27 protein-coding genes and 2 riboswitches are annotated in these 25,927 nt (G+C 47.5%); of the genes, 16 read left to right on the forward strand and 11 right to left on the reverse strand.

Features of this window, described 5'->3' with window-relative positions:
* The first annotated feature begins 14 nt into the window (after positions 1–14).
* The gene (locus ODZ53_RS13600; RefSeq protein WP_173604295.1) at positions 15–584 is read left to right on the forward strand and encodes a manganese catalase family protein; all 570 of its coding nucleotides are present in this window, start codon (positions 15–17) and stop codon (positions 582–584) included.
* 77 nt (positions 585–661) lie between these two features.
* Here the strand turns inward: ODZ53_RS13600 and ODZ53_RS13605 are convergent, their stop codons facing one another.
* The 3 genes from ODZ53_RS13605 to ODZ53_RS13615 all read right to left on the reverse strand — a co-directional run bounded on the left by ODZ53_RS13605 (position 662) and on the right by ODZ53_RS13615 (position 3,517).
* Positions 662–895, reverse strand: a complete 234-nt coding sequence (locus tag ODZ53_RS13605; protein ID WP_372677956.1) for a stalk domain-containing protein — start codon at positions 893–895, stop codon at positions 662–664.
* 68 nt (positions 896–963) lie between these two features.
* On the reverse strand, positions 964–1,785 hold the full coding sequence (locus ODZ53_RS13610; RefSeq protein ID WP_372677689.1) for a copper amine oxidase N-terminal domain-containing protein: 822 nt from the start codon (positions 1,783–1,785) through the stop codon (positions 964–966).
* 64 nt (positions 1,786–1,849) lie between these two features.
* Positions 1,850–3,517, reverse strand: coding sequence for a ribonuclease J (locus ODZ53_RS13615; protein ID WP_372677691.1), 1,668 nt, complete (start codon positions 3,515–3,517; stop codon positions 1,850–1,852).
* A gap of 163 nt (positions 3,518–3,680) precedes the next feature.
* Here ODZ53_RS13615 and ODZ53_RS13620 point away from each other — a divergent pair, with 163 nt between their 5' ends.
* On the forward strand, positions 3,681–4,100 hold the full coding sequence (locus ODZ53_RS13620; RefSeq protein ID WP_016739866.1) for a thioredoxin domain-containing protein: 420 nt from the start codon (positions 3,681–3,683) through the stop codon (positions 4,098–4,100).
* Positions 4,101–4,188: 88 nt separating this feature from the next.
* Here the strand turns inward: ODZ53_RS13620 and ODZ53_RS13625 are convergent, their stop codons facing one another.
* Positions 4,189–4,629, reverse strand: a complete 441-nt coding sequence (locus ODZ53_RS13625) for a protease complex subunit PrcB family protein (protein ID WP_372677693.1) — start codon at positions 4,627–4,629, stop codon at positions 4,189–4,191.
* A gap of 61 nt (positions 4,630–4,690) precedes the next feature.
* Here ODZ53_RS13625 and ODZ53_RS13630 point away from each other — a divergent pair, with 61 nt between their 5' ends.
* The gene (locus ODZ53_RS13630; RefSeq protein ID WP_372677695.1) at positions 4,691–6,586 is read left to right on the forward strand and encodes a hypothetical protein; all 1,896 of its coding nucleotides are present in this window, start codon (positions 4,691–4,693) and stop codon (positions 6,584–6,586) included.
* 71 nt (positions 6,587–6,657) lie between these two features.
* Entirely contained in the window at positions 6,658–7,113 is a 456-nt protein-coding gene (locus tag ODZ53_RS13635) for a YlbF/YmcA family competence regulator (protein ID WP_372677697.1), read from the forward strand.
* Position 7,114: 1 nt separating this feature from the next.
* On the opposite strand, the gene ODZ53_RS13640 is transcribed toward ODZ53_RS13635, so the two are convergent.
* On the reverse strand, positions 7,115–7,444 hold the full coding sequence (locus ODZ53_RS13640) for a hypothetical protein (protein ID WP_012685983.1): 330 nt from the start codon (positions 7,442–7,444) through the stop codon (positions 7,115–7,117).
* Positions 7,445–7,518: 74 nt separating this feature from the next.
* Between ODZ53_RS13640 and ODZ53_RS13645 the strand changes: the two genes are divergently transcribed.
* The gene (locus tag ODZ53_RS13645) at positions 7,519–7,863 is read left to right on the forward strand and encodes a YlbG family protein (RefSeq protein WP_007725782.1); all 345 of its coding nucleotides are present in this window, start codon (positions 7,519–7,521) and stop codon (positions 7,861–7,863) included.
* Positions 7,864–8,006: 143 nt separating this feature from the next.
* Positions 8,007–8,771 carry a LamB/YcsF family protein gene (locus ODZ53_RS13650; RefSeq protein WP_016739869.1) on the forward strand — a complete coding sequence of 255 codons (765 nt, stop codon included), beginning with the start codon at positions 8,007–8,009 and terminating at the stop codon, positions 8,769–8,771.
* A gap of 29 nt (positions 8,772–8,800) precedes the next feature.
* On the opposite strand, the gene ODZ53_RS13655 is transcribed toward ODZ53_RS13650, so the two are convergent.
* The 3 genes from ODZ53_RS13655 to modA are packed head-to-tail and all read right to left on the reverse strand — an operon-like array spanning position 8,801 to position 10,997.
* Positions 8,801–9,466, reverse strand: coding sequence for an ABC transporter ATP-binding protein (locus tag ODZ53_RS13655; protein ID WP_173604399.1), 666 nt, complete (start codon positions 9,464–9,466; stop codon positions 8,801–8,803).
* Between the two features lie 16 nt (positions 9,467–9,482).
* Positions 9,483–10,169, reverse strand: a complete 687-nt coding sequence (gene modB, locus ODZ53_RS13660) for a molybdate ABC transporter permease subunit (RefSeq protein WP_372677699.1) — start codon at positions 10,167–10,169, stop codon at positions 9,483–9,485.
* Between the two features lie 30 nt (positions 10,170–10,199).
* Positions 10,200–10,997, reverse strand: coding sequence for a molybdate ABC transporter substrate-binding protein (modA, locus tag ODZ53_RS13665; RefSeq protein WP_372677701.1), 798 nt, complete (start codon positions 10,995–10,997; stop codon positions 10,200–10,202).
* Between the two features lie 143 nt (positions 10,998–11,140).
* Between modA and ODZ53_RS13670 the strand changes: the two genes are divergently transcribed.
* From ODZ53_RS13670 to ODZ53_RS13690, 5 genes are all read left to right on the forward strand, one after another.
* Positions 11,141–12,100, forward strand: coding sequence for a substrate-binding domain-containing protein (locus ODZ53_RS13670; protein ID WP_372677703.1), 960 nt, complete (start codon positions 11,141–11,143; stop codon positions 12,098–12,100).
* A gap of 198 nt (positions 12,101–12,298) precedes the next feature.
* The gene (locus ODZ53_RS13675) at positions 12,299–14,158 is read left to right on the forward strand and encodes a stalk domain-containing protein (protein WP_372677705.1); all 1,860 of its coding nucleotides are present in this window, start codon (positions 12,299–12,301) and stop codon (positions 14,156–14,158) included.
* A gap of 4 nt (positions 14,159–14,162) precedes the next feature.
* Positions 14,163–14,684 carry a shikimate kinase gene (locus ODZ53_RS13680; RefSeq protein WP_199927154.1) on the forward strand — a complete coding sequence of 174 codons (522 nt, stop codon included), beginning with the start codon at positions 14,163–14,165 and terminating at the stop codon, positions 14,682–14,684.
* 56 nt (positions 14,685–14,740) lie between these two features.
* Positions 14,741–14,902: a YqzE family protein gene (locus ODZ53_RS13685; protein ID WP_007725773.1), complete on the forward strand. Its 162-nt coding sequence runs from the start codon at positions 14,741–14,743 to the stop codon at positions 14,900–14,902.
* A gap of 39 nt (positions 14,903–14,941) precedes the next feature.
* A complete protein-coding gene (locus ODZ53_RS13690; RefSeq protein WP_012685991.1) occupies positions 14,942–15,196 on the forward strand; it encodes a YkuS family protein in 255 nt (84 codons plus the stop codon).
* A gap of 33 nt (positions 15,197–15,229) precedes the next feature.
* Here the strand turns inward: ODZ53_RS13690 and ODZ53_RS13695 are convergent, their stop codons facing one another.
* From ODZ53_RS13695 to ODZ53_RS13705, 3 genes are all read right to left on the reverse strand, one after another.
* Positions 15,230–16,087 (reverse strand): hypothetical protein, encoded by an 858-nt coding sequence (locus ODZ53_RS13695; protein ID WP_372677707.1) that lies wholly within the window; start codon positions 16,085–16,087, stop codon positions 15,230–15,232.
* A 110-nt stretch (positions 16,088–16,197) separates the two neighbouring features.
* Positions 16,198–17,322, reverse strand: a complete 1,125-nt coding sequence (locus tag ODZ53_RS13700) for a YqhG family protein (protein ID WP_372677709.1) — start codon at positions 17,320–17,322, stop codon at positions 16,198–16,200.
* Positions 17,323–17,358: 36 nt separating this feature from the next.
* Complete coding sequence (locus ODZ53_RS13705) at positions 17,359–19,065, reverse strand: DEAD/DEAH box helicase (RefSeq protein WP_372677711.1); 1,707 nt, start codon at positions 19,063–19,065, stop codon at positions 17,359–17,361.
* A 221-nt stretch (positions 19,066–19,286) separates the two neighbouring features.
* A riboswitch (glycine riboswitch) is annotated at positions 19,287–19,382 on the forward strand.
* A 1-nt stretch (position 19,383) separates the two neighbouring features.
* A riboswitch (glycine riboswitch) is annotated at positions 19,384–19,503 on the forward strand.
* A gap of 79 nt (positions 19,504–19,582) precedes the next feature.
* Between ODZ53_RS13705 and gcvT the strand changes: the two genes are divergently transcribed.
* The 5 genes from gcvT (at position 19,583) to ODZ53_RS13730 (ending at position 25,618) form a co-directional block, all read left to right on the forward strand.
* Complete coding sequence (gene gcvT, locus ODZ53_RS13710; protein ID WP_372677713.1) at positions 19,583–20,686, forward strand: glycine cleavage system aminomethyltransferase GcvT; 1,104 nt, start codon at positions 19,583–19,585, stop codon at positions 20,684–20,686.
* Between the two features lie 41 nt (positions 20,687–20,727).
* Positions 20,728–22,080: an aminomethyl-transferring glycine dehydrogenase subunit GcvPA gene (gene gcvPA / locus ODZ53_RS13715; RefSeq protein ID WP_372677715.1), complete on the forward strand. Its 1,353-nt coding sequence runs from the start codon at positions 20,728–20,730 to the stop codon at positions 22,078–22,080.
* On the forward strand, positions 22,073–23,542 hold the full coding sequence (gcvPB, locus tag ODZ53_RS13720) for an aminomethyl-transferring glycine dehydrogenase subunit GcvPB (protein WP_012685997.1): 1,470 nt from the start codon (positions 22,073–22,075) through the stop codon (positions 23,540–23,542). Before gcvPA ends, gcvPB begins: the two co-directional genes overlap by 8 nt.
* 94 nt (positions 23,543–23,636) lie before the next feature.
* A complete protein-coding gene (locus tag ODZ53_RS13725; RefSeq protein ID WP_372677717.1) occupies positions 23,637–24,716 on the forward strand; it encodes an undecaprenyldiphospho-muramoylpentapeptide beta-N-acetylglucosaminyltransferase in 1,080 nt (359 codons plus the stop codon).
* Positions 24,717–24,787: 71 nt separating this feature from the next.
* Entirely contained in the window at positions 24,788–25,618 is an 831-nt protein-coding gene (locus tag ODZ53_RS13730) for a lipoate--protein ligase family protein (RefSeq protein WP_372677719.1), read from the forward strand.
* Positions 25,619–25,927: the final 309 nt, after the last annotated feature.

A 25,927-nucleotide genomic window follows, 5' to 3' on the forward strand; every position in this document is an offset into this window, starting at 1 on the left:
GGATAACGAAACCGATGTGGATCTATGAAAAAAAACTGCAGTATCCGGTTCGTGTCAGTAAGTGCGATGTGAGAATGGCGAAATATTTGATTGAACAATACGGAGGGGCGGATGGAGAGCTGGCAGCCGCTCTGCGCTATATGAACCAGCGGTATACGATCCCGAATAAGGTGGTCGGATTATTAACGGATATCGCTACCGAAGAGTTTGCGCATCTCGAAATGATTGCTACGATGGTGTATAAGCTGACCAAAGACGCGACGGTAGAAGAATTGAAGGAAGCTGGTCTGGGTGACCATTACGCCAATCATGATCGGGCGCTCTTTTACAACAATGCCAGTGGTGTACCGTGGACGGCTGCCTACATCGCTGCCAAGGGCGATCCAATCGCTGATTTGTATGAGGATATCGCAGCAGAAGAAAAAGCCCGCGCGACGTATCAATGGCTGATCGACATGACCGACGATGTTGATTTGCAGGACAGCTTGAAGTTTTTGCGGGAGCGGGAAGTCGTCCACTCTATGCGTTTCCGCGAGGCTGTAGAGATTTTGAAGGAAGAGCAGAATGCGAAGAAGATATTTTGAGGGGGAAAAAAGAGAGCTGGTGGGCTCTCTTTTTCTAATTTATTCTATCCCATAGCTGGCGAAGGTGATTGAAGTCGTTAATCTTCGCTAAAATCGTATGGGATCACTATAATGGATTTCTGCCCCCATTTATGAACAAAAATAACCTCGCACTCTAACATTTCTGCAACTTCTCGTAACGGGACCACAAGAATAGTATTATTGTGCAGCTTTGCTTTTACCGATGCAGTAACTGGGTAATTATTGATTATGAATTGATTACTTCCTGCTGGAATGGTAATCCGAATTGCGCTTCCCGGGTAGGTCTCTATTAACTGTCACACTTAGGGCTGTATCTTTATAAGGTGCTAAGCTCTCATACGTAAAAGAAAACTTGTCTCTACTCATCTGTAAAGATAAGATCATTCGGAATGACGACGATGGTTTTCTGACTCCCTTTATGTTCAAAAACAACATAGTAATCCAGCATTTCTACAATATCTCGTAAAGGTACAACCAGGGTGGTGTTATTGTACAGCTTCGCTTTTCCCGACACAGTAGTTTCGCGACCTTGATCAATAAAGCGATCACTGCCAACCGGTATGACTATTTGTCTATCGTATTCCATGAAGTTGTCTCTCAGGATGAGCGTTGCCGTTTGGGTAGGATCATTCCACTGGATTGTAGCACCAAGAACGTCGGCTAACTCGCGAAGGGAAACATAAGTGACATCATTTTCAATAAATGTTTGTTGCACAAGCTTTTTATTATTTACGGTCACAGTCACTGCTGAGTCGTCTTTATAAGGAGCAGAGTTATCGCGGATAATGAAAATACTAATTTTTCTGATGTCATTTATGTTTTTAAACCTAGAATCAATAAAATCTAAGGGCAGTTCAAATTTTGCTTCTACAAAATGTCCCGGCTCTAGCTTCAACGATGAATTGATAACAGTGTGGCTAGTTTCGGGGTAGAAGTGGTCCATTCCGTTTTTGCCCTCAAATGAGAGACCTGCGTAGCTAAAATTTGTAGCGGTTGCTTCACCTAGATTAAGTAATAGGGCATAAATAAAAAACGTGTTGTTGTCCTCTGATCTTCCATAAATCATTGAATCTACAATGACATTTGCCTTGAGTTCTGCCCCTTCAGACTCTGGAACTGAAGCAAAGAAAATAAAAAAGATTGCAAGAAAGCACGCTAAAAGTCTAACCATTTTCACCATTTCAAATCACCCCAAGATTGAAAATAACATGCTGGAAAAGCCCTCCTAAAAGAAGGCTTTTCCCTCACACATCCATAATAATCGGCAGGATCATGGGTCTGCGCTTTGTTTTGGCATACACGAATTTCCCAATCGATTCCCGCATTCCTTGCTTCAGGCGGTTCCATTGACTCACATTTGCTTCCTGTAAATTGGTGATCACCTCGGATGCAAGGCGAGTCGCTTCTTCCAACAGGCCCTCTGATTCCGGGGCATGAATGAATCCGCGAGAAATAAGGTCAGGACCCGACAAAATCTTGCCGTCGGTTTTACTGCGCGTCACAACGATCACGAGAATGCCATCTTCCGAAAGATGTTTGCGATCCCGTAATATTCCATTCCCTACATCCCCGATTCCTAAACCATCCACCAAGGTATTGCCGGCAGGGATTTTTCTTTCCTGCACAGCCACACCATACTGAATATCCACGACATCCCCGTTATTTATTATGAAAATGGACTCAAAATCAACGCCGACGGATTCAGCCAACTGACGATGTTGATGGAGCATCCGATACTCGCCGTGAATGGGGATAAAGTATTGTGGCTTCATGAGAGTGAGCATGAGCTTCAACTCTTCCTGGAAGCCATGACCGGATACATGCATGCCTGTTCCAGAGCCATAAATAACGTTGGCTCCCATAATAAACAAGTTGTCGACGATGCGCGCTACATTTCGTTCGTTCCCTGGAATGGGGGAGGAAGAGAGGATGACGGTATCGCCTCGTTCTACTTTTACGTGCCGATACCCGGAGGTCGACAACCGTGATAAAGCAGCCATGGGTTCGCCTTGACTTCCGGTGCATAGAATAGCGACACGGGCAGGATCGAGCTCGCCCACTTCTTCTATTTCCACCAACATGCCTTCTGGTATATGCAAATAGCCTTGTTCCGAAGCGATTTTGACCACATTGACCATACTTCGACCCAATAATGCCAGCTTTCGATTCGTCGCTTCTACGGCATCAATAACTTGTTGGAGCCGGTATACATTGGAGGCAAACGTCGAGACAAATATTTTCTGATGTGCCTTACTGAATGCTTCTAACAGACGATCGCCCACGTGTTTTTCTGATGGAGTAAAGCCTGGGCGCTCCGCATTGGTACTCTCTGACAATAAGGCCAATACACCTTTCTGCCCGATTTCAGCCATTCTGTGCAAATCGGGGGATTGCTTATGCACCGGCGTTAAATCAAATTTAAAATCGCCCGTATGCACAATAGCGCCTGCTTTTGTTTCAAATACAACACCCAAGCAATCTGGAATGCTATGGTTCGTCTGAAAAAAGCTGATTGTGAGCGAGCCAAATGAAATGGTAGAGTCACGATCGATGGAGATGAGGGTGGACTGATGAAGCAAATTATGCTCCTTCAGCTTTAATTCGATAAGACCTAACGTTAAGCGGGTACCGTAAACAGGGACGTTTAATTGTCGCAAAAAATATGGGATACCCCCGATGTGATCCTCATGCCCATGCGTGACGATCAAGGCACGTACTTTTTCTTGATTTTCTAGCAGATAACTAATGTCCGGTATGATCAGATCAATTCCTAAATAACTCTCATCCGGAAACTTCGAGCCACAATCGATGAGGACAATTTCATCCCCATATTGAATCCCATACATGTTTTTGCCGATTTCATATACTCCTCCTAAAGCAAAAATAGAAAGAGTTTCATCCCATGCATTCATACGCAGTAATGACCTCCCTAAAGGATCTTGTGGTTACTTTTACCTATTGGAATGCTGAGTATGTATGGATAACAGGTGAGATCAAGAGGCAAAAATGGATGAATGAAGCAATCAGGAGTCGGGCACACTGGGGTAAGACTCATTTTGGAAGGGAGCAGCTCCGGTGAAAACCAAACGATTTCTTTTCCGCTTGTTTCTATTGATTGCGATTGCGGCTGGTGTGGAATGGTTTGTGTACGCGAACCAACAAGCGCAAACCGAAGTGGTAGCAGACGAGTCGCACGCTCATCATGCAGCGCCGACACTCGCTGTGACGCATACCCTTGTAAAAGATGATTTGCAACTCAAATTGGCCGTGACGAACTTTTCTTTTTCCCTCGAAAACATGGGGAAAGAAAACAAGCACGGAGAAGGCCATGTTCATTTGTACCTCGACGGCAAAAAAATCGCCAAAGTATTTGAGTCTAGCTATGTCATGAAGGATATCCCTGCTGGGAAGCATGAGGTCAAGGTAGAATTGGCACATAATAACCACGAGTCGTATGGTGTAGCAGAGAGCTTTTCCATTGAGGTAAAGCCCTGATAAGCAAGGGTAACTGTTGGGAAAAGGAAAAAAGCCGACTTCGATGCGCCTTGTGGCTTTCGAACTGTCGGCTTTTTTCGTGAATAGACTAGCGCATGAGCACGCTGACTTTTGCTTGCTGGTCTGGCAGGGCAATCACCAAAGTCGGATAGCTGATGACTTGGATTTTCATCGAACCCGGAGCTGGTGCTTGTACCCGAACGTGTACGGCGAAGTCATGAGGGCCAGTCCGCTTGACTTGGTCCGCCACTAAACGATATCCTCCTGTAGGGCGCTGTCCTGCACCCACGACTACATAGGATTTTCCGTTGGCACGAACAATGGTGTGTCCGCCATTTTTTCGAACTGTCTTCAAAGCTTCCTGGACAGCCGGTGGATAGGGAGCAGCAACGGCCTCATAACCAGCATTTGCTTGTACAGCCTCTTTCGCCACAGGCTTAGATACGATAGGATGTTGAGGTGACAAGACTTGTGTACCGGTTACTGCCAAGGTTGCGGTTAAGAGTAAGCTAGGAAATACTTGCAACATCAAGATCCCTCCAATTGGTAAAAGTAATGAATCGATCATCATATAGACTGAGGTGACAGGCGTGCGTGTGAAGAATTCGCTGGAATACCTGTCCGAATCAACGCGACAAGCGATTCTACATGAACAAACCAAACGATATCAGATTGCCGAAGAGCAAGATTTAACAGCGAGATTATTGGACCCCGTTTTTATTGGCAAAGCATGGGAACAGGCAGATGAGCTGGAACGAACCGTTATCCGGCTTTTCGTAACCAAAGCGACGAGAGGCTTTTTTAGCAAACGAACGTGGGAACGCGAAACGGCAAAAGAGCACAGGCATCTGTCAGTCGGCTTGACGAAATTGCGACGGCTTGGACTGATCTTGACTGTACGGAAAATGTGGAGTGAAATCGGCTATTTGATGCCACAAGAGGTTCGGGAACAGTTGACGAATCAAATGCTGCCGGAAGCCTCTCAGGCTTTTGTTTCTCTTTCAAAAACGCTCCCTTATTATATATCAGCAGGCAGAGGGATACAGCTGGATCTTTTTGGGCTTTTGTTGTTTGTTCGAGACAACCACATTCCCATTACGCAAAAAGGAAGCATTCATCGCAGGATGTCGCAAAAAATGCTGCCGCTACTCTCGTTTACAGATGAGCATGTAAAAGGAATCGTGATTCCGCCGCTCGATCAGGAACAAAGAGAGGGCTTATCCTTGACGGTTGTTCTTGATATTGCGCTCAGACTTGGCTTGGTGTATAGGGAGGAGCGAGAACTCGTACTCGATCTCCACCGAACGAAGCAATGGCTGCATCAACCGCCGCTCGTACGTTGGGAAGAGTTGTATCAACTTGTCATGGAACAATTTTTGCCGCACGGTGACTGGTGGGAATTTTTCATTCAATTGATGAGACAGGTTCCTGTCGAGCAGTGGTGTTCCATTCATGAACAATTACGCATGCTAAAAGAAGCAGGATTTCCTTTGCCCGACAATGCAGAGGAGCTTATTGTGGAGCAATGGCTGCATGTACTGTTAGGCATGGGATGGATTCAGCTCGGAATGGACGAGGAGCGTGGGATTTTTTGGCGTTGGAGCAGCTTGCCGCGATTATCGTCAGAGGAAGGCTGGTTTGTGGACCCCACAGGTGCCATTACAATCCCTCCGCTTGTCCCGTTGCTGGATGTATGGGAGATCAGTCAATTTTGCCAGCTCCAATTTGATGGGCAATTGATTCGGGGTGAATTGCAAGCAAGGCTGCTGCAATCGTATTTGGCTCAAGGAGGGACGGAGGAGCAAGTCATTGAAAAGCTCCGGGCCTCCTGTGTTCATCCGTTGCCTGAGAGCTTGGTTGAGGTTGTGAGCCAATGGGCGAGAACTGCGAGGCAGATTCAAATGGAGCCGTACTTCCTCGTGCGGACAGCACATGCCGGATTTCTGGAGGAATGGCGCGAAATTCCTGACTTTCGTCCATTTCTTGCCCAAGTGGTCTCGCCCACTACGTTTTTGATTCCGTTCTCGCAGGAAAAAGAATTAATCCGTTTACTACGACAGTTCGGTTATGAGCCACAAGTGCTATCACATATTGCTAGTGCAAGCAAAGAGCTCCCGCCACTCCCAAACAGTCACGCCGGGAATAAGGGCTTGCTTCTCATCGAACGGCCTTGGGACGGTTATGCTATAGAGAACACGTTCCCTGAGCAAAATGAGCAAATCGCAGCGCTTCCTAAAATGTGGACGAAGCATTTTCAATCGTATCATCCACAATCCATGCGGGATTTATTTAAGCGCGCAATCGAACTGAAGCTGGAAGTCGAGATCCAGCAAGGTGGAAAAGATAAGCTGCGCGGGCTACCGACAGAAGTACGCCTGGAAATGGGGTACTGGATGGTTACGATTGCTGGACAGGGAGGCAAACAGTGTTACCGTCTCGATAGCATCGAGCGAGTGCGCATTGTAGTGCCCGAATATCTGTACTAAGGGTGTGCATCGTGATACAATCAGGAATGACGTAAAGTTTCAAGCTTTGCGGCGAAAGGAGGTCTCGCTTTATGGAAACATTGGAAGCAGTGGATATTACGCAGTTGATCATGGGTTCTCATGAGCTGTCCACAATGATTAACCAATCGCGCGAGGTCTCGGAGTATCTGGAGGCCAAACGCCAAATGGAAGCAGATGAGGAAGTGCAACGTCTGCTCGTCGTGTTCGAGGCTAAGAAGGAACAGTACGAAGATGTGCAACGGTTCGGGAAGTATCACCCGGATTACAATCATATATCCAAAGAAGTACGGGAACTGAAGCGCAACATTGAACTGAGGGATTCCGTACAGGCGTTCAAGCGAGCAGAGGATGCTCTGGATGAGCTCTTGTATCAGGTGAGTAGAACCATTGCTCATTCCGTCTCGGAAACGATCAAGGTTCCGAGCAACAATCCATTTTTAGAGGCGCAGGGCAGCGGTTGCGGAACAGGCGGAAGCTGTGGCTGTAGCGTGAAAAAGCCATCGTAATTTACGCTGTTCCCGATTCATTTTGGCGTAGCAGAAAGCAGTCTTCACAAAGATTGCCGCAGCAAAACTGCTTTTCGTCAGGTACGCGAAAGCGGAAGCGATACACATGCTGCACGTCATCAGAACGCACGTAAATGCATTCTGGCTGTAATTTGGTATCAGTGGTCAGGCGCTCTCCTGTTTCCATGAGCTGGTTTGTAAGCAGAGGAGCAGGGAGCGTACTGCATACATAGAAAAAGAGCTGGCCCGCATAGGTTTGCCAACTGCTATGGGTCACGATTTTTTCGCGGTGAAGCGCTTCCTCGAATTGATGATAAAACGTAGCCAGCATAGACCACGATTCCTTTCTGTATAAGCTTTCACCAGTAAGTATACCACGATTAGGAAGGAGACCGACGGCAAAACATGAGAGAGCGACGTCTGGGGGTCGCCGTGTGGGTGAAAAACACGCGTGCCGCCAAAAATTTACGCAAATTTGGCACCATTCATTACATCTCCAAGCGCTTAAATTACGTTTCGATGTATGTGGATGCCAATTTGTTGGACGAAACGATTCGCATTATGGAGAAGCTGCACTTTGTAACGAAAATTGAACGTTCCCATCGCCATGAGATCCCGGTAGAGTACAACAATGCCAGACCGGATAAGGCAAAGGAATACGATTATAAACAAGAAAAGAACCAGGTAATGGCACTAGCAGAGACCTTACAGACAGAAGAAAGCAGTCAAGCAACCGTTGGTTCGACATAGTTGTTCATAAGCTGCCATTTTTCGGCAGCTTTTTTGCTTTTGTTAAACTGGCGTACATGGTATGCTAAAGTGGAAGAAAACGAGAAGCCACGCGTATGAATGCGTTTTCAAAAGATAGAGTAGCGAAAGAAAGGTGAGCATACATGATTCATCTGGATATTAACTGCGATATGGCAGAGGGCTTCAGCAGAGGTCGACAATCAGAGGATTTGGGAATTATGAAATGGATCACCTCCGTTAATATTGCTTGCGGATTGCATGCAGGGGATCCCCATATTATTTGCAGAACAATCGAAGCTGCACTCAAGCATGATGTGAAAATCGGGGCACATCCCGGCTATGCAGATATTCAAGGCTTCGGACGTCGTTCGATGAACTTGTCTGTCAATGAAGTGTATGAGCTGGTGTTGTATCAAATTGCAGCCTTGGCAGGGACTACAAAAGCACTCGGCGGGGAGCTTCACCATGTGAAATTGCATGGCGCGCTATATAACGAAGCGGCCGAACGGCCAGAGCTCGCCGAAGCGGTTGTCCAAGCCATTGCGGATATTGATGAAGATCTGATCCTCTATGCACTCTCTGGCAGTAAGCTTGTAGAGGCTGGCTTGGAACACGGGCTTCAGGTGGCAGAGGAAGTATTTGCAGAGCGGGCTTATTTGCCGAATGGTCGATTAGCCCCGCGTGATCTGGAAGGAAGCGTTCTGATCAGCAAGGAAGAACGCATGGAGCAGACACGTCAGCTCGTTTTAAAACAAAGAGTAATGACGGTCAATGGCGAGCACATTGACTTGGCGGCCGATACCCTTTGTGTCCATCACGAGAGCCATGACGTCCTGCAATTCCTCGGCGAAGTACATAAGTGGGCAAAACAAAACGATGTGAAGATTGAACCAATCACAGCGCGATAGGTAAAAAGCCATCCAGCAATGCCATCCCATTATCGGGAGATGGAGGTTGCTGAATGGCTTTTTTCATTTTTCCGTTCTTTGATTGTGCCATTATCGATCAGGAAAATGACATCTGCGAGCTTCTCGGCTTCTTCACGATCATGGGTGACCAGCAGAAAAGGGATGTTCCACATAGCGTGAAGGCGAAGCAACTCATCCTGGCATTGTTTACGCGTATCCGCGTCCAGCGCCGATAAAGGCTCATCAAGGAGCAGAATGTCTGGTTCAGTCGCAAGTGCACGTACGAGTGCCACCCGTTGTTTTTGTCCCCCGGATAACTGGTGAGGATATTTTTGCAACAGATGATCGATTCCCACTGAGGACAACAATGGAGCCAAATTCAGTTCATGCCCCTTTTTTAAGCCGTATCGAACATTTTGCTCAACGGTCATGTGAGGGAACAGAGCATAATCTTGAAATAAATACCCGATGCTGCGTTTTTGTACAGGAAGCGGCTTCTGTCCTTCGCGATAAAAGACGTTCTCGTTTAATTGGATCACGCCAGTATCAGGATGAACCAGACCTGCAATACTGTTCAATATCGTTGTTTTGCCAGAGCCGGATGGTCCAAACAGCACAGCAATTTCCTTTTGCACCGTAAAGGACACATCCAAAATGAAATCAGGCAAACGCTTCTGTATGTCGAGAAAGAGCAATTCCCATTCACCTGCCTTACTTTTGATTGGCGTACCTGCGCACATTGCGACGACTCCACCAATTCAGCCAGAGAGTCGTACCCATCCCCAAGGAAACAATGATGATGACCCAAAACAATGCCTTATCCATTTGACCAGCCTCAACAGCAAAATAAATGGCGACGGGAATCGTATCGGTTTTCCCAGGGATGTAGCCTGCGAGCATCAGCGTAGCACCAAACTCCCCTAAACCACGGGCAAAAGAAAGAACAAATCCAGCCAACAGGCCAGGCCAAGCCAAGGGAAAGGTAACGGTCCAGAATAAGCGCCATTCCGAAGCCCCCATCGTGCGTGCCGCATTCTCCAAACGACGATCCACTCCTGTGAAGGCAGCGACTGCACTCTGATACATCAGCGGAAAGGAAACGACAATCGAGGCAATAACGGCGCCTGTCAGGGTAAAGACGACGGTAATATTGAACCAATCATGCAGAAGCTGACCGAGAAAACCGTTTTTTCCGAAAAGAAGCAACAGACCGAAGCCAACAACAGTGGGAGGGAGGACAAGCGGAAGCAAAAAGAAGGACTCCAGCACATTCTTCCCCAAAAAATCCTTTTGTGTCATCCACCTTGCAGAAACCATCCCGAGGATAAAAACAAAGGAGGTGGAGAGCGCAGCTACTTTAAGGGAGAGCATCAAAGGAGTAAGATTAGTTTCAATCACGCTTGCCACCTCCCATTCCATTCCGTTCGTTTATTGAAACCCGTACTTCTGTAAGATCGCTTTTCCTTTGTCGCTTGTCAAGTAGGCTAGAAAAGCTTTTGCTGCATCTTGGTTCTTCGAAGCGCTGACGACCGCACCTGGATAAACGATCGGCTTGTGCCATTCAGGTTTGGCTGTCGCCAATATCTTAACATCTTTCGAAGCAGCAGCATCACTGGAATAGACAATACCGACATCCGCGTTACCAGATTCTACGAAGGTCAAAACTTGGCGAACATCACTGCCAAATACCATTTGTGCGGAAAGAGAATCCCACATTTTCAGCGTATCCAATGTTTCTTTCGCATATCGCCCAGCGGGGACTGTCTCAGGCTCACCGACGGCAATATGCTTGATCGCTGCGCTGTTCAGCTCTTCAAAAGAAGAGATAGCGACAGCACTTTTGGTACCTGCAATGAGAACAAGCGAGTTTTTCGTGAAGTCTTGGCGTGTGTCTTTGGCGATCAGTTGCTGTTCCTCTAGACCGTCCATGTCTTTTTTGCTAGCAGACAAAAATACGTCAGACGGAGCACCTTGCGTAATTTGTGTGGCGAGTTTGCCCGAGCCTCCGAAGTTAAAGGTGAGGGTCGTTCCCGGGTGTTCCGTTTCGTATTGCGTTTTCAACTCATTCAAGGCATCCGTCAAGCTAGCAGCAGCAGAAATCATCAGTTCTACCTTTGCTGCATCGGTTTTGGCTGGCTCACTTGCTTGTGGTGCGGTTTGTGTTGTCGAGCAAGCAGTTAGCATCAAGCAAAATACTGTCAATATGGCAAACCAGTGCTTCTTCATAAAAAAAGACCTCCATAATTATATTTAGTTATAAGTAATTATAACTGGACATAACTAGATTATATGGAATCGTAATGAATAATCAATTGCGATTTTACGACACTTGTTTGACAATAGAGCAAAGGAGATAACGGAGGCGGGACATGAGTCAACAAAATTCTTACACCACCGAAGAAATAGCGAAAATTTTACGTATTTCCAAGCTGACGGTCTACGATCTCATAAAAAAAGGAGAGCTGCCCGCATATCGCGTCGGTAGGCAAATGCGCGTGGACGAAAGTGATCTGGAAGCGTACAAGGCGAAGGCAAAGGGAGTATACAGACAAGCCTCAGCCGTCAGCATCCCGCAAACAGAACAAGCCCAACAATCGGCACGATATGAGCAGAGTGGTACAGGCCGCAATATCATTATTAGCGGGCAGGATGTGAGCTTGGACCTACTGGCGGGGCATTTGGAGAAAAAGGATGAGGCATACCGACCGCTTCGCTCGTACGTGGGCTCACTTAACAGCCTCGTGGCGATGTATACGGGTAAGGCTGATATCGTCAGCACGCACTTGTACGATGGGGATACCAATGAATACAATGTCCCGTATATTCGTCGCATTTTGTGTGGACATCGTTTTGTTGTCATCAATATGTTGTCACGTTGGGCCGGATTCTACGTTCAGGCAGGCAATCCAAAACAGATCAAAGCATGGAGTGATTTTACGAAGCCGGGCATTCGCATGGTCAATCGGGAAAAAGGGTCCGGTGCACGCACGTTGATTGAAGAGCAGTTTCGACTGGCAAAGATAGCGGGGAGTGACGTGATTGGCTATGAACGGGAAGAGTCCAATCATCTGGCAGTCGCAGGAGTAGTGGCCCGGCGCGAAGCAGATATAGGAGTGGGCATTGAAAAGGCGGCTTCACTCGTGGGAGTGGAGTTTGTCCCAACTGTGCGTGAGCGATATGACCTCGTCTTGTTGAAAAACAAGGACAACGAGCAGCTCATTCAGGCTGTTCTTGATGTTCTCGGGTCGCGTCCATTTCAAAAGGAATTGGAAGCAGTCGGGGGCTATGATCTTAGCCAGACCGGAAAAATTATGTACGAAACCTGGTAAATACTAAAGAAAGCAGCCAATCATTACGATACAATGAGTGGCGGCTTTTTTTATTTTCAGCAGATACAGATCATTGTCAAATATGGGGGTTTCTCTACAGAATCTCCTGAATTTCTACTCAGTTTGACTTATATTTGCTACAATGAAACAAAAACATTTAGCGCCTGCCGCCGGGCGGTTTATTATTTGGGGGCTGTCATGAAATCACTACATAAAACGAGCTTACTAGTATGTGTGACGATCCTCACTTTTTTTGGCTCAGTTGGAGTCGTCGCGTATTGGCCAGCTATTTCTCAAATCATTGCCATGAATCATTCACCTGAGGAGGCGCAAAAGTTCGTTGATCCATTTTCCTATGATCCGCCTCTGCCGTCTTATGTTAAGGATTTGAACCCTGTCTATAAGATTCAAGCTGAATTACATACGTCCGAAGCAAAAATAACCGGAAACATGACCTTGGAGTTCGACAATCCGAAAACGCCAGATGTACGATTGTATATTTACGATTACCTTTGGAACAAAATGACGGTAAAGTCGATTCGCTACAAGGACAAGCCGCTTTCTTTTGAACGTGGTCAATCGCTGGTGAAGCTGACAAACCCGCTTGGCAAGGAGCTTCGTGGCGCTTTAACCATTGAATTCGAGAACCCGGTTCCACGCAGAGGCACACGTTTTGGGGTGAAAGACGATATTTGGACGTTGACGACATGGTACCCGATGCTCGGTGCCCAAAACCAAAAAGGCGTTTGGTATGACCCACCGCAACGAGTTGATTTTGGTGATCCATTCGTTTACCACTATGGAGATTATGATGTGTCATTTACTTCTCCACAAGGCTACAAATGGGTCAGTTCATGGGGCAGAGGGCAAACGAAGTCAATCGGTGGCAATAAGCAGCAAGTCCATTATCAAGCCAAAAAACTGTTGAACTTTGGACTGGTGGGAAGTCCTCTTTATCACATTGAAACGATTCAATTTGCTCCGAATTTAACGGTTGACATTGCTTCCGTTGATAAAGGCAACATTGAAAGAATCAAAACCATTGCCCAATCGGTCTTTCCTACTTTCATCGATATGTATGGGCCGTTGCCGTATCCGAACGTGGCGATTGCGGAAACAAGTACGGGGACGACGTACGCCATGGAATACGCAAACCTCGCCGTATTCAAAAGAGACATGCATTACAACAATCTGATTGATCATTGGCTGCCGCATGAGGTAGGGCATCTTTGGTGGTACAACAGTGTGGCTACATTGGAGTCCTCGCACGGGTGGCTTGATGAGGGTCTGGTGGAGCTGGGTGTGTCCCATTACTTGCAGAAGCGTTATGGTGCCCAATCAGCTACGACTCTGCTGGATACGTACAACCGGGATGTCAAACGTTTACAAGAGCGTTATCCAAATGGAAAGCTGGACAAGCCATTGCAGAAGTTTTCTACCGAAGAAGAGTTTAAGCTGACCTGGTATTCTCGGGGAGCACTTCTGTTCGACAACCTGCGCCGCAAAATCGGTGACGATGCCTATAAGCGATTCTTACAGCGCGTCCAGCAAAATTATCATGGCAGTGTCATTGGTGCAGAGCATCTCGATCAGGCGCTTGGACAAACCTTGCAAGGGGAAGCCAAATACTTCACCCTGTATACCAATAGTGCAAATAAGAATGGCTTTGGTGCTGTACAACTGGAACCTTATATCACCACAATCATCAATAACATGAGCTTTTATCCATCGATTCCTGCTCGGGTCACCCACAATACGGTTTATATTCCATTGCGTGAGCTTGGCGAGAAAATGGGAGTAGCGATTAGCTGGGACGACAAGAAACAAATGATTCGCGTATATGGAAATGGACGCGAAGTATTTATAAAGGAACGGGAGCGCTTTGCTGAAGTTGATGGCAAGCGAATAGATTTAGGCAGCCCGCTAATCGAAATCAAAGAACGTACGATGGTTCCACTGTCCTTTTTTGAAAAAGCATTGGGATATGAGACGGAGTATAATCAACAACAAAAAACGGTGAAGATTAATACCTACCCAACGATCGGAAAGGGGCAGTAATGAAATGAAAAACCTGGTGTTAGTCGGATTTATGGGAACGGGAAAAACCACGGTTGGAGCCGCACTCGCTGCCTCTTTAGAAATGAAGCATACGGACTTGGATGATGCAATCGTAGAATGGGAAGGTCGCAGTATTCCGGAAATCTTCACGGATCAAGGTGAAGCGTATTTCCGAGACGTCGAGACTCAACGTCTGGCGCAATTACTGGCAGTAGGATCTCAGGTAGTAACAACTGGGGGAGGAGCTGTATTACGGAAGCAAAACGTAGAGATGATGTTGGAGCATGGCATCGTAATCGCGCTGCATGCTACGGAAGAAGAGCTCATCAAGCGTTTGGAAAAGGATACAGGCCGTCCGTTGTTGGCAGGAGGAGTCGCGACAAGGGTAAAAACCTTAATGGCGGAGCGCGCAGGTGTATACGATTTCGCGCCCATTCAGGTGGATACGACAGGAAAGAGCCTTTCCGATATTGTACGGGAAATTACAAGGCAAGTGGTTGAAAGAACACAGGACGGGGAACAATAGAGGGGACAGCGCTTGCGCCGTGGTGTGAACCGCGAGTAAGAAGGAGGTCAAGTGCGATGTCCTTTCAGGAATATTTAAAGTACCTGACGAAACTGTTTGTGCAGTACATGGATACTCCAAAAGATGAACGCCGTTTACGTAAGACTCCACGCGAGTCCTGGTCGTCACGCTGGTTTGGTGCCATTCCTATGTCCATACGACTGTTGTGGCGCAAATAAAATTCGTGGAACCTATCATGAACGAGACGGAGGGTGCATATGGCGAGAGTAGCGGTAGAAAATTCCCTGTCTGAAGTGTGCAAGATGCTGCGTCAAAATGGTTACGAAGTTGTTGATTTAGGCAACTGGCAGCAGGTGGTAGACGCGATTGTCATTACAGGACAGGATATCAACGTACTGGGTGATCAAAACAAAACGATTACAGGAGCTCCCGTCATTAATGCAGAGGGAATGACCGCCCATGAAATTTTTCATGCCGTTCATGAGCGTCTCTCTCCTACAGAACATCGGTGAATAGAAAACGTAAAAAACAAGCTCTCCAACCGGTTATTCGGCAGGAGAGCTTGTTTCGTTTACGAAAAATCGTCCGACGCGATGGGCATAGGAATACGGGACAAAGCGCAGACCCTCATCCCATACACCGACATAAGCATTTTGGTCATTCCATAAATGCAGGGACCCTACGACAAAGGGGGCCAAAACCTGTGACTGGTGAATTGGGACGGCCAATGTTACCGGTGAGGCATAATTTTGTTTCCACAATTGGTTCCAGGACACGTCTGTGTCCGTTGTACTCAATTGGCTGACCCACCCGATATGATCAAAAGGATCAGACTCGGCTGCGCTTAAAATTCTCATTTGAGTCAGGCGTTGACCATTTTGTATGAGCTGCTCGCCTGCAAAAGCATCGATAGCGGGCTCGCTAATTTGAAAGGAAGTGGGATACATTTCTCCCGTTTTTGCATTGACCATTTGTGTATCTGACTTCTGGGTGATCAGCCAGTAGGAAGCGAACCCGTCATAAACGGGCTCCGCCGCGATTTCCTTCGGAGCAAAGGCGTCATCGAACAAGATGTACTCCCCGACACCGTATTCCAATAGAACAAATTTCTCATGGGAAGTGGAATCAGGTGATTCTCCTATCACCAAATACCCTACCTGCTTGTCCGCTTTTTTTATACTTACCAGCCATTGATGCTGCCCTGCACCAAGTGTTTGCACATCCGTCTTGGCGTCCTGCCATTGCTTGAATTGAGGGTCTCGGCTTGCGATTGCATCCATCCATTCTCGAATTTGTTTTTGGAACTGCTTGTCCCAGCTTGCTTCGTCTTGCGCATATGCTAGTGAGGAAAGCAGCATGAGAGACAAAAGAGCAGCGATAAAAGGGAGAAATCGTCTGGTCACAACTATGCACCACCTTTTGTAAAGGCTTAACCTATTCCTATTGTAACCAGCTATGACAAAAAGATTTGTTGCAACGTGTCTTTTCTGTTTCACATTTTCTCGTTGATCTTTTACATGATTCGCCCTGATGCGGGGAGATGTCGCATGCTTTTTGCTTTCGAAGACCGCATGAGCGGAGGAACGGAAGATAAATAGAACAAACCACCGTTGATGAACGAAACCTCGATCCGCGGCTCGTATTGCCATACCAGCTCGTCTTTTCGGCGTTGTCTCTCCTCATCTGGCGTGCTCTTTTTCCACTCTGCTAGATGAATCTCTGCGCGTGGGGTGGTTTGGATTCCGTTTGTACGTAAAAAGTCGAGGATTCGTCCGCCAGACGCCCGGTATTCGTCAAAAGATGTGGGCTGTTCGACAGAAGCTGGTCCAGTTGGATCAGGCTCAGGGTGGAGCGGTTCTTGCTCGAGTGACGGCTGCGCTTCTGTCTGCTCTGCTTCTTCTTCGGTTTCGTCTGCTTTTGACTGCTCCTTTTCTGGTTCGCGCCGTGCCAATTCTTCATAGTACGCTTCCAAGATAGCCAATTCTTCGCTCAAACGTGTGCGCGCTTCCTCTGCCCAATGCTGATCTTCTTGTTCCAATGTATGTTCGACTTCCTGTTGTGCCATTTGGAGGGCTTCCTGTATGGTTACCTTTCGATCCAACGTGTAATAGTAGTCAGGGATCGCAGGGGTCAAGGAAAGTGAAAATAAAAACGAAGTGAAATCCGTCACCAACCGCGGCTGATGCAAATTAATCCCCAGGTACAATAAAATGTCACGTCGCTTGTCACAGAGCAGAGAAACCTTCAAGTTCATCCCGAGCCAAGGAATTAGAGGGGTTGAGCGACGCTTGCCGGCATTGCCTAAAAGCCCCCCTTGTTGCTCGTACATACAGACAAAGCTGCCATGCTTTTTGGTTGAAGCGAAAATTTGTTGCATACGGGTAGCCCCAAGATGCAGATGCTCGGATCGCAATCCTTCAGGCGTGCAATCCGGATGAAAAGTAAAGGTGAGCACCAATGGCTGATAAGCCAAGTTCATTTTATCCACCCAGCTCCAGTAAAAAGGGCGATTGCCGATATCTTTGTCCACCTCAACAGGGAGTTTGACTGTGAAATAATCCGGGTGAGATTCGACGATATGGGCAGAAAAAGTCGCCAAATAGCGCTCGACAAATTGTCTGACCTGTTGTTGCTGCATCAGGAGACCTCATTTCTTTTTCGTTTCCAACAAGAGTTATTGGTCAGCCGCCTCAGAAAGCGGGACGTCTTCTTTTGTTATTTTGCTTGCTCGAATCGCGTGTCCAATGTTATCGAGCTTTAGCGCCATTTCTTTGGTGGATCGAGAATCCATAATGATTTGAATCAGATTGTTTTCCAAGGAGTGATTTAGATTCAGGCGTTCCACAATATCATCGAGCTCACCGATGACCATTTCAAACAGGTCGATTTTTTCATACAGTAGTTTGAGAATATGCTCCTCGATCGTTCCTGTTGTCGATAAATTGTAAATGTGCACATCCCTCTTTTGTCCCAGCCGATGGACGCGGCCGATTCGTTGCTCCACTCGCATGGGGTTCCAAGGCATATCGTAATTGATGACTTGGTTGCAGAACTGCAAATTGATCCCTTCGCCGCCCGCTTCCGTCGCGATCAGGACTTGTGCACGATTTTGGAAAAGATCCGTCATCCAGTCCTTTTTGCTGCGTTTAAAGCCACCGCGGAAGGGGACAGAAGTAATGCCGTGGTCGTGCAAATACTTTTGTAGATAGTTTTGTGTTGCTCGGTACTCTGTAAAAATGATCACTTTGTCGTTGATTTGTTGAATGAGCTCAACTGTTTTGGCGGCCTTGGAATGCGTCTCTATTTGTTTGATCATCTCAACTAGCTCAAGAATTTGCGTGCGCAAAGGAGAGTCCTCGCCAGTACGCTGGTGCATGTTGTACAGTGTCATAAACGCGGCTTCCTTACTGGAGCAGACCTCACGCTGCAAGGTAATCAAAGCGAGAGAGTTGAAGCCACCTACCCCAAAACCTGTTTGGTATTGCTCGCGGACAAAGCGGGTCACCCCTTCGTACAAGGTCATTTCCTCAGGGGTAAGGTCAATCGGGATCGACTGAACACGACGGCTGGTGAATTGGATACCGCCATCACTTCGTTTGTTGCGAATCATGACCTTTTCAATTTCTTCCCGCAATTTCTCGCTGTTTTTGGATTGGCGTTTGCCCTCTACGTAATTGGTAGAGAAGGTGGATGTATGGCCGAGGTGACCTGGCTTTAACAAATTGATGAGGTTGTACAGCTCGTCCATCTCGTTTTGAATGGGAGTGGCAGTAAGGAGCAGGCAATATTTTTTGCGGATCTCTTTGACGAACTGATAGTTGCGTGTCCGTTTATTTTTGAGTTTATGGGCCTCGTCGATGATGAGCATGTCGTAATCGATGTCGAGTACGTGACGTCTGTGTGGATCGCGTTTTGCTGTATCTATGGATGCGACAACGACTTCGTGCTGCCGCCACATATATTCCTTTTTTTGCGCGACTGCTGCAATGCCGAATTTTTGATGAAGCTCTTTTGTCCATTGAATTACGAGAGAGGCAGGAACCAGGACGAGAATTTTTTTAGCCAAGCCGCGAACCATATACTCCTTCATGATCAACCCTGCTTCGATCGTCTTTCCCAAACCGACCTCATCTGCGAGAATGGCACGACCACGCATCTCTAACAGGACGCGTTTGGCTGTCTCCAACTGGTGAGGAAATGGCGATAAGAGTGGAAGGTATTTCAGACATTGTAGCTGGTCAAAATCGTGAACAGCCATCGCTTCCTCGGCTTCCAATGAGAGCTTGAACAGCTCCCACTTATCCCAGGGACCATCTTCTTGCATTCGTTCTGTTAGCGGATTGATCCAACTCGTATCAAATGAAATAGGAACATTCGGCATATAAGATACTCCTTTTCATAGCTCTGCCATAACTTTCATGGTTAACGCCAAAAAACTGAACATTTATCTATTGTCAATGTGTTTTGTTAAGTTTTTCTGAATCTGAGTGTTAATTTGTATATTTTCAACTTTGGACTCTCATGGTAGGATAAAGAGGTAGTACATCCACTAGTATGGAAATGTTAGCAAAAACTTATGTATGACCATGAAACAACCGCGAATGAAGGTAGTAGGGAGAGACTGCTGGAACGTTTGGCAGCGCCGAAGGAGCAAGCCGGTAACGGTGAATCTCTCAGGCAAAAGTACCTCTACTGGACGCAACTCTGGAGAGAGCTCACATTCATATGAGCCACCAAAGGGGAAACTTGCAAGTGGGAACGATATACCCCCACCTGATTCGCAAGGTAACTCTCAGGTACCAAGGACAGAGGAGGAGAAATGGGCACCATTATTTTGGTGTACCCGTTTTTCCCCCTCTGTTTTGTTTTGGATTCTTATTGTTCACAGGAGGTGCCACATGTCCAATTTGAAACGTACGCCACTATTTGATTCTTATGCAAAGTATGGCGCGAAAACCATCGACTTCGGTGGTTGGGATCTGCCGGTGCAGTTTACAAGCATTGGTCAAGAGCATGAAGCCGTTCGGACAAAAGCTGGTCTATTTGATGTTTCCCATATGGGAGAAGTGGACGTAAAAGGGGAAAACGCTCTTTCTTATCTCCAGCGTGTGACTACGAATGACGTGTCTAAGCTGGCCGTCGGGCAGGCGCAGTACAGTGTGCTTTGTTACCCAGATGGGGGAACGGTAGACGATCTGCTTGTTTACAAGTATGCAGATGATCATTACTTGCTCGTCATCAACGCGGGGAATATCGACAAAGACTATGCGTGGCTAGAAGAACATCTGATTCCAGGCGTAACGATTGAGAATATTTCGCCACAAACAGCACAAATCGCCATTCAAGGTCCTCTGGCAGAATCCATTCTGCAAAAGCTGACGACTACAGACTTGTCTCAAATCGGCTTTTTCCGTTTTGAGCGTGATGTGCAAGTGAGCGGTATTCCAGGTTTGGTCTCCCGCACTGGCTATACTGGCGAAGATGGCTTCGAGATTTATTTGGATGCCGATCGTGCAGCAGAGCTGTGGGACATCTTGCTGGATGCTGGAAAAGAAGAAGGTCTGTTGCCGTGCGGTCTCGGTGCGCGCGATACGCTTCGTTTTGAAGCCAAGCTGCCACTGTACGGACAAGAGCTCAGTAAAGACATTACGCCGATCGAAGCGGGCATTGGCTTTGCTGTCAAGGTAGACAAAGAGGTGCCGTTCATCGGTCAAGAAGTGCTGAAGGCACAAAAAGAAAACGGTGCCCTACGCAAGCTGGTAGGGATTGAAATGATCGACCGTGGGATTCCGCGCACGCATTACCCTGTCTATGTGGGGGAAGAGCTCATTGGCGAAGTGACGACGGGAACACAATCTCCAACCTTGAAGAAAAACGTCGGTCTCGCTCTCGTAAAAACCGAGCATGCTGCGTTAGGTACACCAGTAGAAGTAGAAATTCGCGGAAAACGTCTGAAAGCAGAAGTTGTTGCCGCTCCATTTTATAAACGCCCAAAAAACTAAACGATACACCACATACATCCTTTTAGAGGAGGACAACGTCCGTGAAATACCGCTACCTGCCCCAAACTGATCAGGACAAGCGCGAAATGCTGGAAACGCTCGGCATTTCAAGTGTAGAAGAACTGTTTGCAGATATTCCGGAAGAAGTACGCTTTAAAGGTGCATTGAATATTCCAGAAGCACTTTCCGAGCCAGATTTGGTGAAGTATTTTACACACCTCGCAAATAAAAACGTAAATTTCAGCACACATGTTAACTTTCTAGGTGCGGGTGTTTATCAACATTACACGCCGAGCACAGTTAATCACATGCTGCTTCGCGGTGAATTCTTTACCGCTTATACACCGTACCAGCCAGAGATCAGCCAAGGTGAGCTGCAAGCTATTTTCGAGTTCCAAACGATGGTATGTGAGCTGACTGGCATGGAGGTAGCGAACTCCTCGATGTATGACGGCGCAACTTCTTTGGCAGAGGCAGCGATGATGGCTGCTGGACACACTGGCAAAAAGCGCGTAATCGTTTCCCGCGCTGTACATCCAGAAGCGCGTGGTGTTTTGAAAACATATGCGTATGGACAAAACGTTGAGCTGGTTGAGGTAGGTATCAACAGCGATGGCGTTACGGATACAGCGGCTCTGGAAGCGCTTGTTGATGAAAATACAGCAGCAATCATCGTGCAGTATCCGAACTTCTTCGGAAACGTAGAGGACTTGGGAGCGATTGAACCAATTGCGCACGGAAAAGGCGCACTGTTGATCACATCCTCCAATCCGCTTGCGCTGGGTGTACTGGAGGCGCCGGGCAAATTGGGCGCAGATATCGTAGTGGGTGACATGCAGCCATTCGGTATTCCAGCATCCTTTGGCGGACCACATTGCGGATACTTTGCTACCACATCCAAACTGATGCGCAAAATGCCAGGTCGTATCGTCGGTCAAACAAAGGACGAAAATGGCAAGCGCGGCTTCGTATTGACGCTGCAAGCGCGTGAACAACATATTCGTCGTGAAAAAGCGACTTCCAATATCTGCTCGAACCAAGCGCTGCTCGCATTGGCTGCTTCCATTGCCATGACAGCACTCGGCAAGCAGGGTGTACAAGAAATGGCAATGATGAACCTGCAAAAAGCTCATTACGCCAAGAATGCCCTGCAAGCAAAAGGCTTGGAGATCGTATTCACTTCTCCATTCTTTAACGAGTTTGTAGTGAAGCTGAACAAACCAGTTGCAGAAGTAAACAAAGGCCTGCTGGCTGCTGGAATCATTGGAGGCTTCGATCTCGGTCTGGACTATCCAGAGTTTGCAAATCATACCTTGCTTGCAGTAACTGAGCTGCGTACCAAAGAAGAAATCGACACATTGGCGGCTGAATTGGAGGCGATCACACGTGCGTAACGACCAGGAGAAAGCACTGATCTTTGAAATGAGCAAACCAGGCCGTGTGGGCTACAATTTGCCGGCATTGGATGTTCCAGAAGTAGAAGTAGCAAGCCTTTTGCCAAAGCACCTCATCCGCGAAACGCCGGCTGAGCTGCCAGAGGTATCTGAGCTGCAATTGGTTCGTCACTATACCGAACTGTCTCGTCGCAACCACGGGGTAGACAATGGCTTCTATCCGCTTGGTTCTTGCACGATGAAATACAACCCGAAAATTAACGAAGACGTTGCTCGTTACGCAGGCTTTGCGCAGACACATCCGTACCAACCGGAAGAAACTGTACAGGGCGCTTTGGAGCTGTTGTACAACCTGCAAGAAGAGCTGGGTGAAATTACAGGCATGGACGCAGTTACCCTGCAACCAGCTGCTGGTGCTGCGGGTGAGTGGACAGGTTTGATGATGATCCGCGCTTACCACGAGAGCCGTGGGGAAGCGCACCGTACCAAAGTAATCGTGCCGAACTCCGCACACGGTACGAATCCGGCATCTGCTGCTGTAGCTGGTTTGGATACCGTAACCATTGCATCTGACGAGCGTGGATTGGTTGACATTCAAGCGCTGCGCGATGCAGTAGGACCTGACACGGCTGCTTTGATGCTGACGAACCCGAACACTCTCGGATTGTTTGAAGAAGATATCGTGGAAATGGCGAAAATCGTCCATGAAGCTGGCGGCCTCTTGTACTATGATGGTGCGAATGCGAACGCGATTTTAGGAATTGCCCGTCCGGGAGACATGGGCTTCGACGTAGTGCATCTGAACTTGCACAAAACGTTTACAGGACCTCACGGCGGCGGTGGTCCGGGTGCTGGTCCGGTCGGCGTGAAAAAAGTTCTCGAGCCATTCCTGCCTACACCAATCGTAGCGAAGAAGGAAGACGGAAGCTTCTACTGGGACAGCAATCGTCCAGCTTCCATCGGACGCGTAAAAGGCTACAACGGAAACTTCGGTATTCTCGTTCGTGCATACAGCTATATCCGTACAATGGGGCCAGAAGGCTTGCTGCAAGTTTCCCAAAATGCGGTGCTCTCCGCCAATTACATGATGCGTCGATTGGCAACGGCTTATCATCTGCCATTTGATCGCGTCTGCAAGCACGAGTTCGTTCTGTCTGGAGTGAACCAGAAGAAGCTGGGCGTACGCACGCTCGATATCGCAAAACGCTTGCTCGACTTCGGTTATCACCCGCCAACGATCTACTTCCCATTGATCGTCGACGAGTGCCTCATGATCGAACCGACTGAAACCGAGACAAAAGAAACGCTCGATGAGTTCATTGACGTCATGCTGCAAATTGCCCGCGAGTGCGAGGAAACGCCAGAAATCGTTCAGGAAGCTCCTCATACCACTGTGGTCAAACGTTTGGATGAAGCGACAGCGGCAAGAAAGCCCATCCTACGTTATCAACCGCAAGCATAATTCTAGATTCCAGGAAAGTCGCCTGTTGTTACGGGCGGCTTTTCTTTCTGGTTGATGCTATCATGGGGGAAAAGTAGGGGAGGGTTCGAACCGAATGAAGAGAAGGATTGTTTTTACCGGTGGTGGTTCGGCAGGTCATGTTACTGTGAATCTTGCGCTCATCCCCCATTTTATCAAGCTGGGCTGGGAAGTCGCCTACATTGGTTCTGTGAATGGAATCGAACGTGAGCTCGTCGCCAACCATCCGGATGTCCGCTATATTGGCATTTCTTCAGGAAAACTGCGACGTTACTTTGATTGGAAAAACATGAGTGACCCGCTGCGAGTCCTCAAAGGCATTTGGCAAGCTTTTCGCTTTCTCGGCAAATGGAAGCCGGATGTGATTTTTTCCAAAGGAGGCTTCGTTTCCGTACCGGTCGTATTTGGGGGGTGGCTAAACCGTCTTCCCGTTGTCATCCATGAATCTGATCTGACACCCGGTCTCGCAAACAAGCTGGCTGTCCCTTTTTCTAACAAGGTCTGCGTAACATTTCCGGATTCGCTTTCGAAAGTACCGAGAAGCAAAGGGATTCACGTAGGCGCAGTCGTGAGAGAAGAGTTGAAGCAGGGGCGAAAAGAAGCAGGCTTGGCGTACTGCTCCTTTCCCACAAAAAAGCCTGTCCTGCTTGTCATGGGAGGAAGCTTGGGAGCGCGCCGAATCAACGAGGCGGTACGTCGCACATTGGATAACCTGCTGGAGCATTTTTCCGTTGTACATATTTGTGGCAAAAATCAAGTGGATGAAACGATTCAGGTAACAGGCTACAAGCAATTCGAGTATGTTCAGGAGGAGCTGCCTGATTTGCTGGCGATGGCAGATCTTGTTGTGTCTCGTGCTGGCTCCAATGCCATTTATGAGTTTTTAGCCCTCCAAAAGCCTATGCTCTTGATACCGTTGTCCCGTGAAGCAAGTCGGGGTGATCAGATTTTAAATGCTCAGTCCTTTGAAAGGCAGGGCTTGTGTCATGTTCTGCTGGAAGAAGAGCTAACGGATGATCGCTTTTATCAAGCGGTGAATGACTTGCAAACGAACAGGGAGTCCATCTTGCAGCGAATGCGCGAAGAGAATGAGAAGAAAACAGAGGCATTGGCGCAGGTCATGGCGATTTTACAGCAGACAGCTCGCTCAAAATAGCGCATCCGAGGCTTGCCGTCCCTCGTGCCAGAAGCGTACAATGAAGGCGTTGTGAATGAGGAGGTACATAGATGGAACAGTGGCGCTATATCGTGACGGAAGCCATGTCACCCGCAATGAATATGGCAGTAGATGAAGCAATTTTGCAGTTGCACAGTGAGGGGAAGGTTCCCCCGACCGTTCGTTTTTACACGTGGGACCCAGCGACACTGTCAATTGGTTATTTCCAGAAGGCCATCAAGGAAATCAACCTGGAGGAAGTTCAAAATAGAGGATTAGGCTTTGTTCGCAGAGCGACAGGGGGGCGTGCTGTTCTCCACGATCAGGAGCTAACATACAGTGTCATCGTATCCGAAGAGCATCCGAAAATGCCTTCGAGCGTGACGGAAGCCTACAAAATCATCAGCTTGGGACTGCTGCACGGATTCCAAAACCTTGGACTCTCGGCGGAAATGGTCTCCTTAGCAAGTGAAGAGGAGAAGGAAAAGTACAATTCTCCAGGGTCATCGGCCTGCTTTGATTCTCCCTCCTGGTATGAACTCGTGGTAGAGGGGAAAAAAGTAGCGGGAAGCGCGCAGACCCGGCAAAAGGGTGTTATTCTTCAGCACGGCTCTATCCTACTTGATATGGATGTGGATTTGCTATTCTCACTCTTACATTTCCCGTCGGAGCGGGTAAAACAACGGATGATCGATAGCTTCCGACAAAAAGCAGTGACGATCAATGAAGTAAGCCCTCGGCCAATTAGTCTCCAAGAATCGGTCGAGGCATTCTCGAAAGGTTTTGCATCAGGACTGGAAGTGGAGCTGATCCCTTCAACGCCTACGGACGAAGAACTCGCTTTGGCAGAAGAACTTGTGCGCACGCGCTATGCCACAGACGAATGGAATCTGCGTCGTTAAAAAAGAGTAGCTCTCTCGGATTTATGTGTATACCGGGAGAGCTTTTTTCATTACACGAGTATGTCCAGTGAAAATAATGTACTAAATCGAATTTACGGGCAGGATGATCAAATACAGTGGATGGAGAAAATGCACTATTTTTGATTTAGTCCCCACCCTTTTTTGTAACGTGTCATTACTCTATTTGTACTTGGAGTTCGGTTATAAAGTCTTTATGGTTTGAAGAAGCATAATTATTCGGAAGCGAAACTTCGTATACATTATTCTCTTTTGAAAAGCCTAATGACTTCGTTCATGGATTGACGAATA

This window comes from Brevibacillus sp. BD137 (assembly GCF_041644655.1).
GTDB classification, from domain to species: Bacteria; Bacillota; Bacilli; order Brevibacillales; family Brevibacillaceae; genus Brevibacillus; species Brevibacillus brevis_D.

Excerpts from the sequence above, each read along its gene's own strand:
- ODZ53_RS13600 (WP_173604295.1), top strand. The coding sequence starts at position 15 with ATGTGGATCTATGAAAAAAAACTGCAGTATCCGGTTCGTGTCAGTAAG.
- ODZ53_RS13610 (WP_372677689.1), bottom strand. The coding sequence starts at position 1,785 with ATGGTGAAAATGGTTAGACTTTTAGCGTGCTTTCTTGCAATCTTTTTT.
- ODZ53_RS13615 (WP_372677691.1), bottom strand. The coding sequence starts at position 3,517 with ATGAATGCATGGGATGAAACTCTTTCTATTTTTGCTTTAGGAGGAGTA.
- ODZ53_RS13625 (WP_372677693.1), bottom strand. The coding sequence starts at position 4,629 with ATGTTGCAAGTATTTCCTAGCTTACTCTTAACCGCAACCTTGGCAGTA.
- ODZ53_RS13635 (WP_372677697.1), top strand. The coding sequence starts at position 6,658 with ATGGAAACATTGGAAGCAGTGGATATTACGCAGTTGATCATGGGTTCT.
- ODZ53_RS13640 (WP_012685983.1), bottom strand. The coding sequence starts at position 7,444 with ATGCTGGCTACGTTTTATCATCAATTCGAGGAAGCGCTTCACCGCGAA.
- ODZ53_RS13645 (WP_007725782.1), top strand. The coding sequence starts at position 7,519 with ATGAGAGAGCGACGTCTGGGGGTCGCCGTGTGGGTGAAAAACACGCGT.
- ODZ53_RS13650 (WP_016739869.1), top strand. The coding sequence starts at position 8,007 with ATGATTCATCTGGATATTAACTGCGATATGGCAGAGGGCTTCAGCAGA.
- modA (WP_372677701.1), bottom strand. The coding sequence starts at position 10,997 with ATGAAGAAGCACTGGTTTGCCATATTGACAGTATTTTGCTTGATGCTA.
- ODZ53_RS13670 (WP_372677703.1), top strand. The coding sequence starts at position 11,141 with ATGAGTCAACAAAATTCTTACACCACCGAAGAAATAGCGAAAATTTTA.
- ODZ53_RS13675 (WP_372677705.1), top strand. The coding sequence starts at position 12,299 with ATGAAATCACTACATAAAACGAGCTTACTAGTATGTGTGACGATCCTC.
- ODZ53_RS13680 (WP_199927154.1), top strand. The coding sequence starts at position 14,163 with ATGAAAAACCTGGTGTTAGTCGGATTTATGGGAACGGGAAAAACCACG.
- ODZ53_RS13685 (WP_007725773.1), top strand. The coding sequence starts at position 14,741 with ATGTCCTTTCAGGAATATTTAAAGTACCTGACGAAACTGTTTGTGCAG.
- ODZ53_RS13690 (WP_012685991.1), top strand. The coding sequence starts at position 14,942 with ATGGCGAGAGTAGCGGTAGAAAATTCCCTGTCTGAAGTGTGCAAGATG.
- ODZ53_RS13700 (WP_372677709.1), bottom strand. The coding sequence starts at position 17,322 with ATGCAGCAACAACAGGTCAGACAATTTGTCGAGCGCTATTTGGCGACT.
- ODZ53_RS13705 (WP_372677711.1), bottom strand. The coding sequence starts at position 19,065 with ATGCCGAATGTTCCTATTTCATTTGATACGAGTTGGATCAATCCGCTA.
- gcvT (WP_372677713.1), top strand. The coding sequence starts at position 19,583 with ATGTCCAATTTGAAACGTACGCCACTATTTGATTCTTATGCAAAGTAT.
- ODZ53_RS13725 (WP_372677717.1), top strand. The coding sequence starts at position 23,637 with ATGAAGAGAAGGATTGTTTTTACCGGTGGTGGTTCGGCAGGTCATGTT.
- ODZ53_RS13730 (WP_372677719.1), top strand. The coding sequence starts at position 24,788 with ATGGAACAGTGGCGCTATATCGTGACGGAAGCCATGTCACCCGCAATG.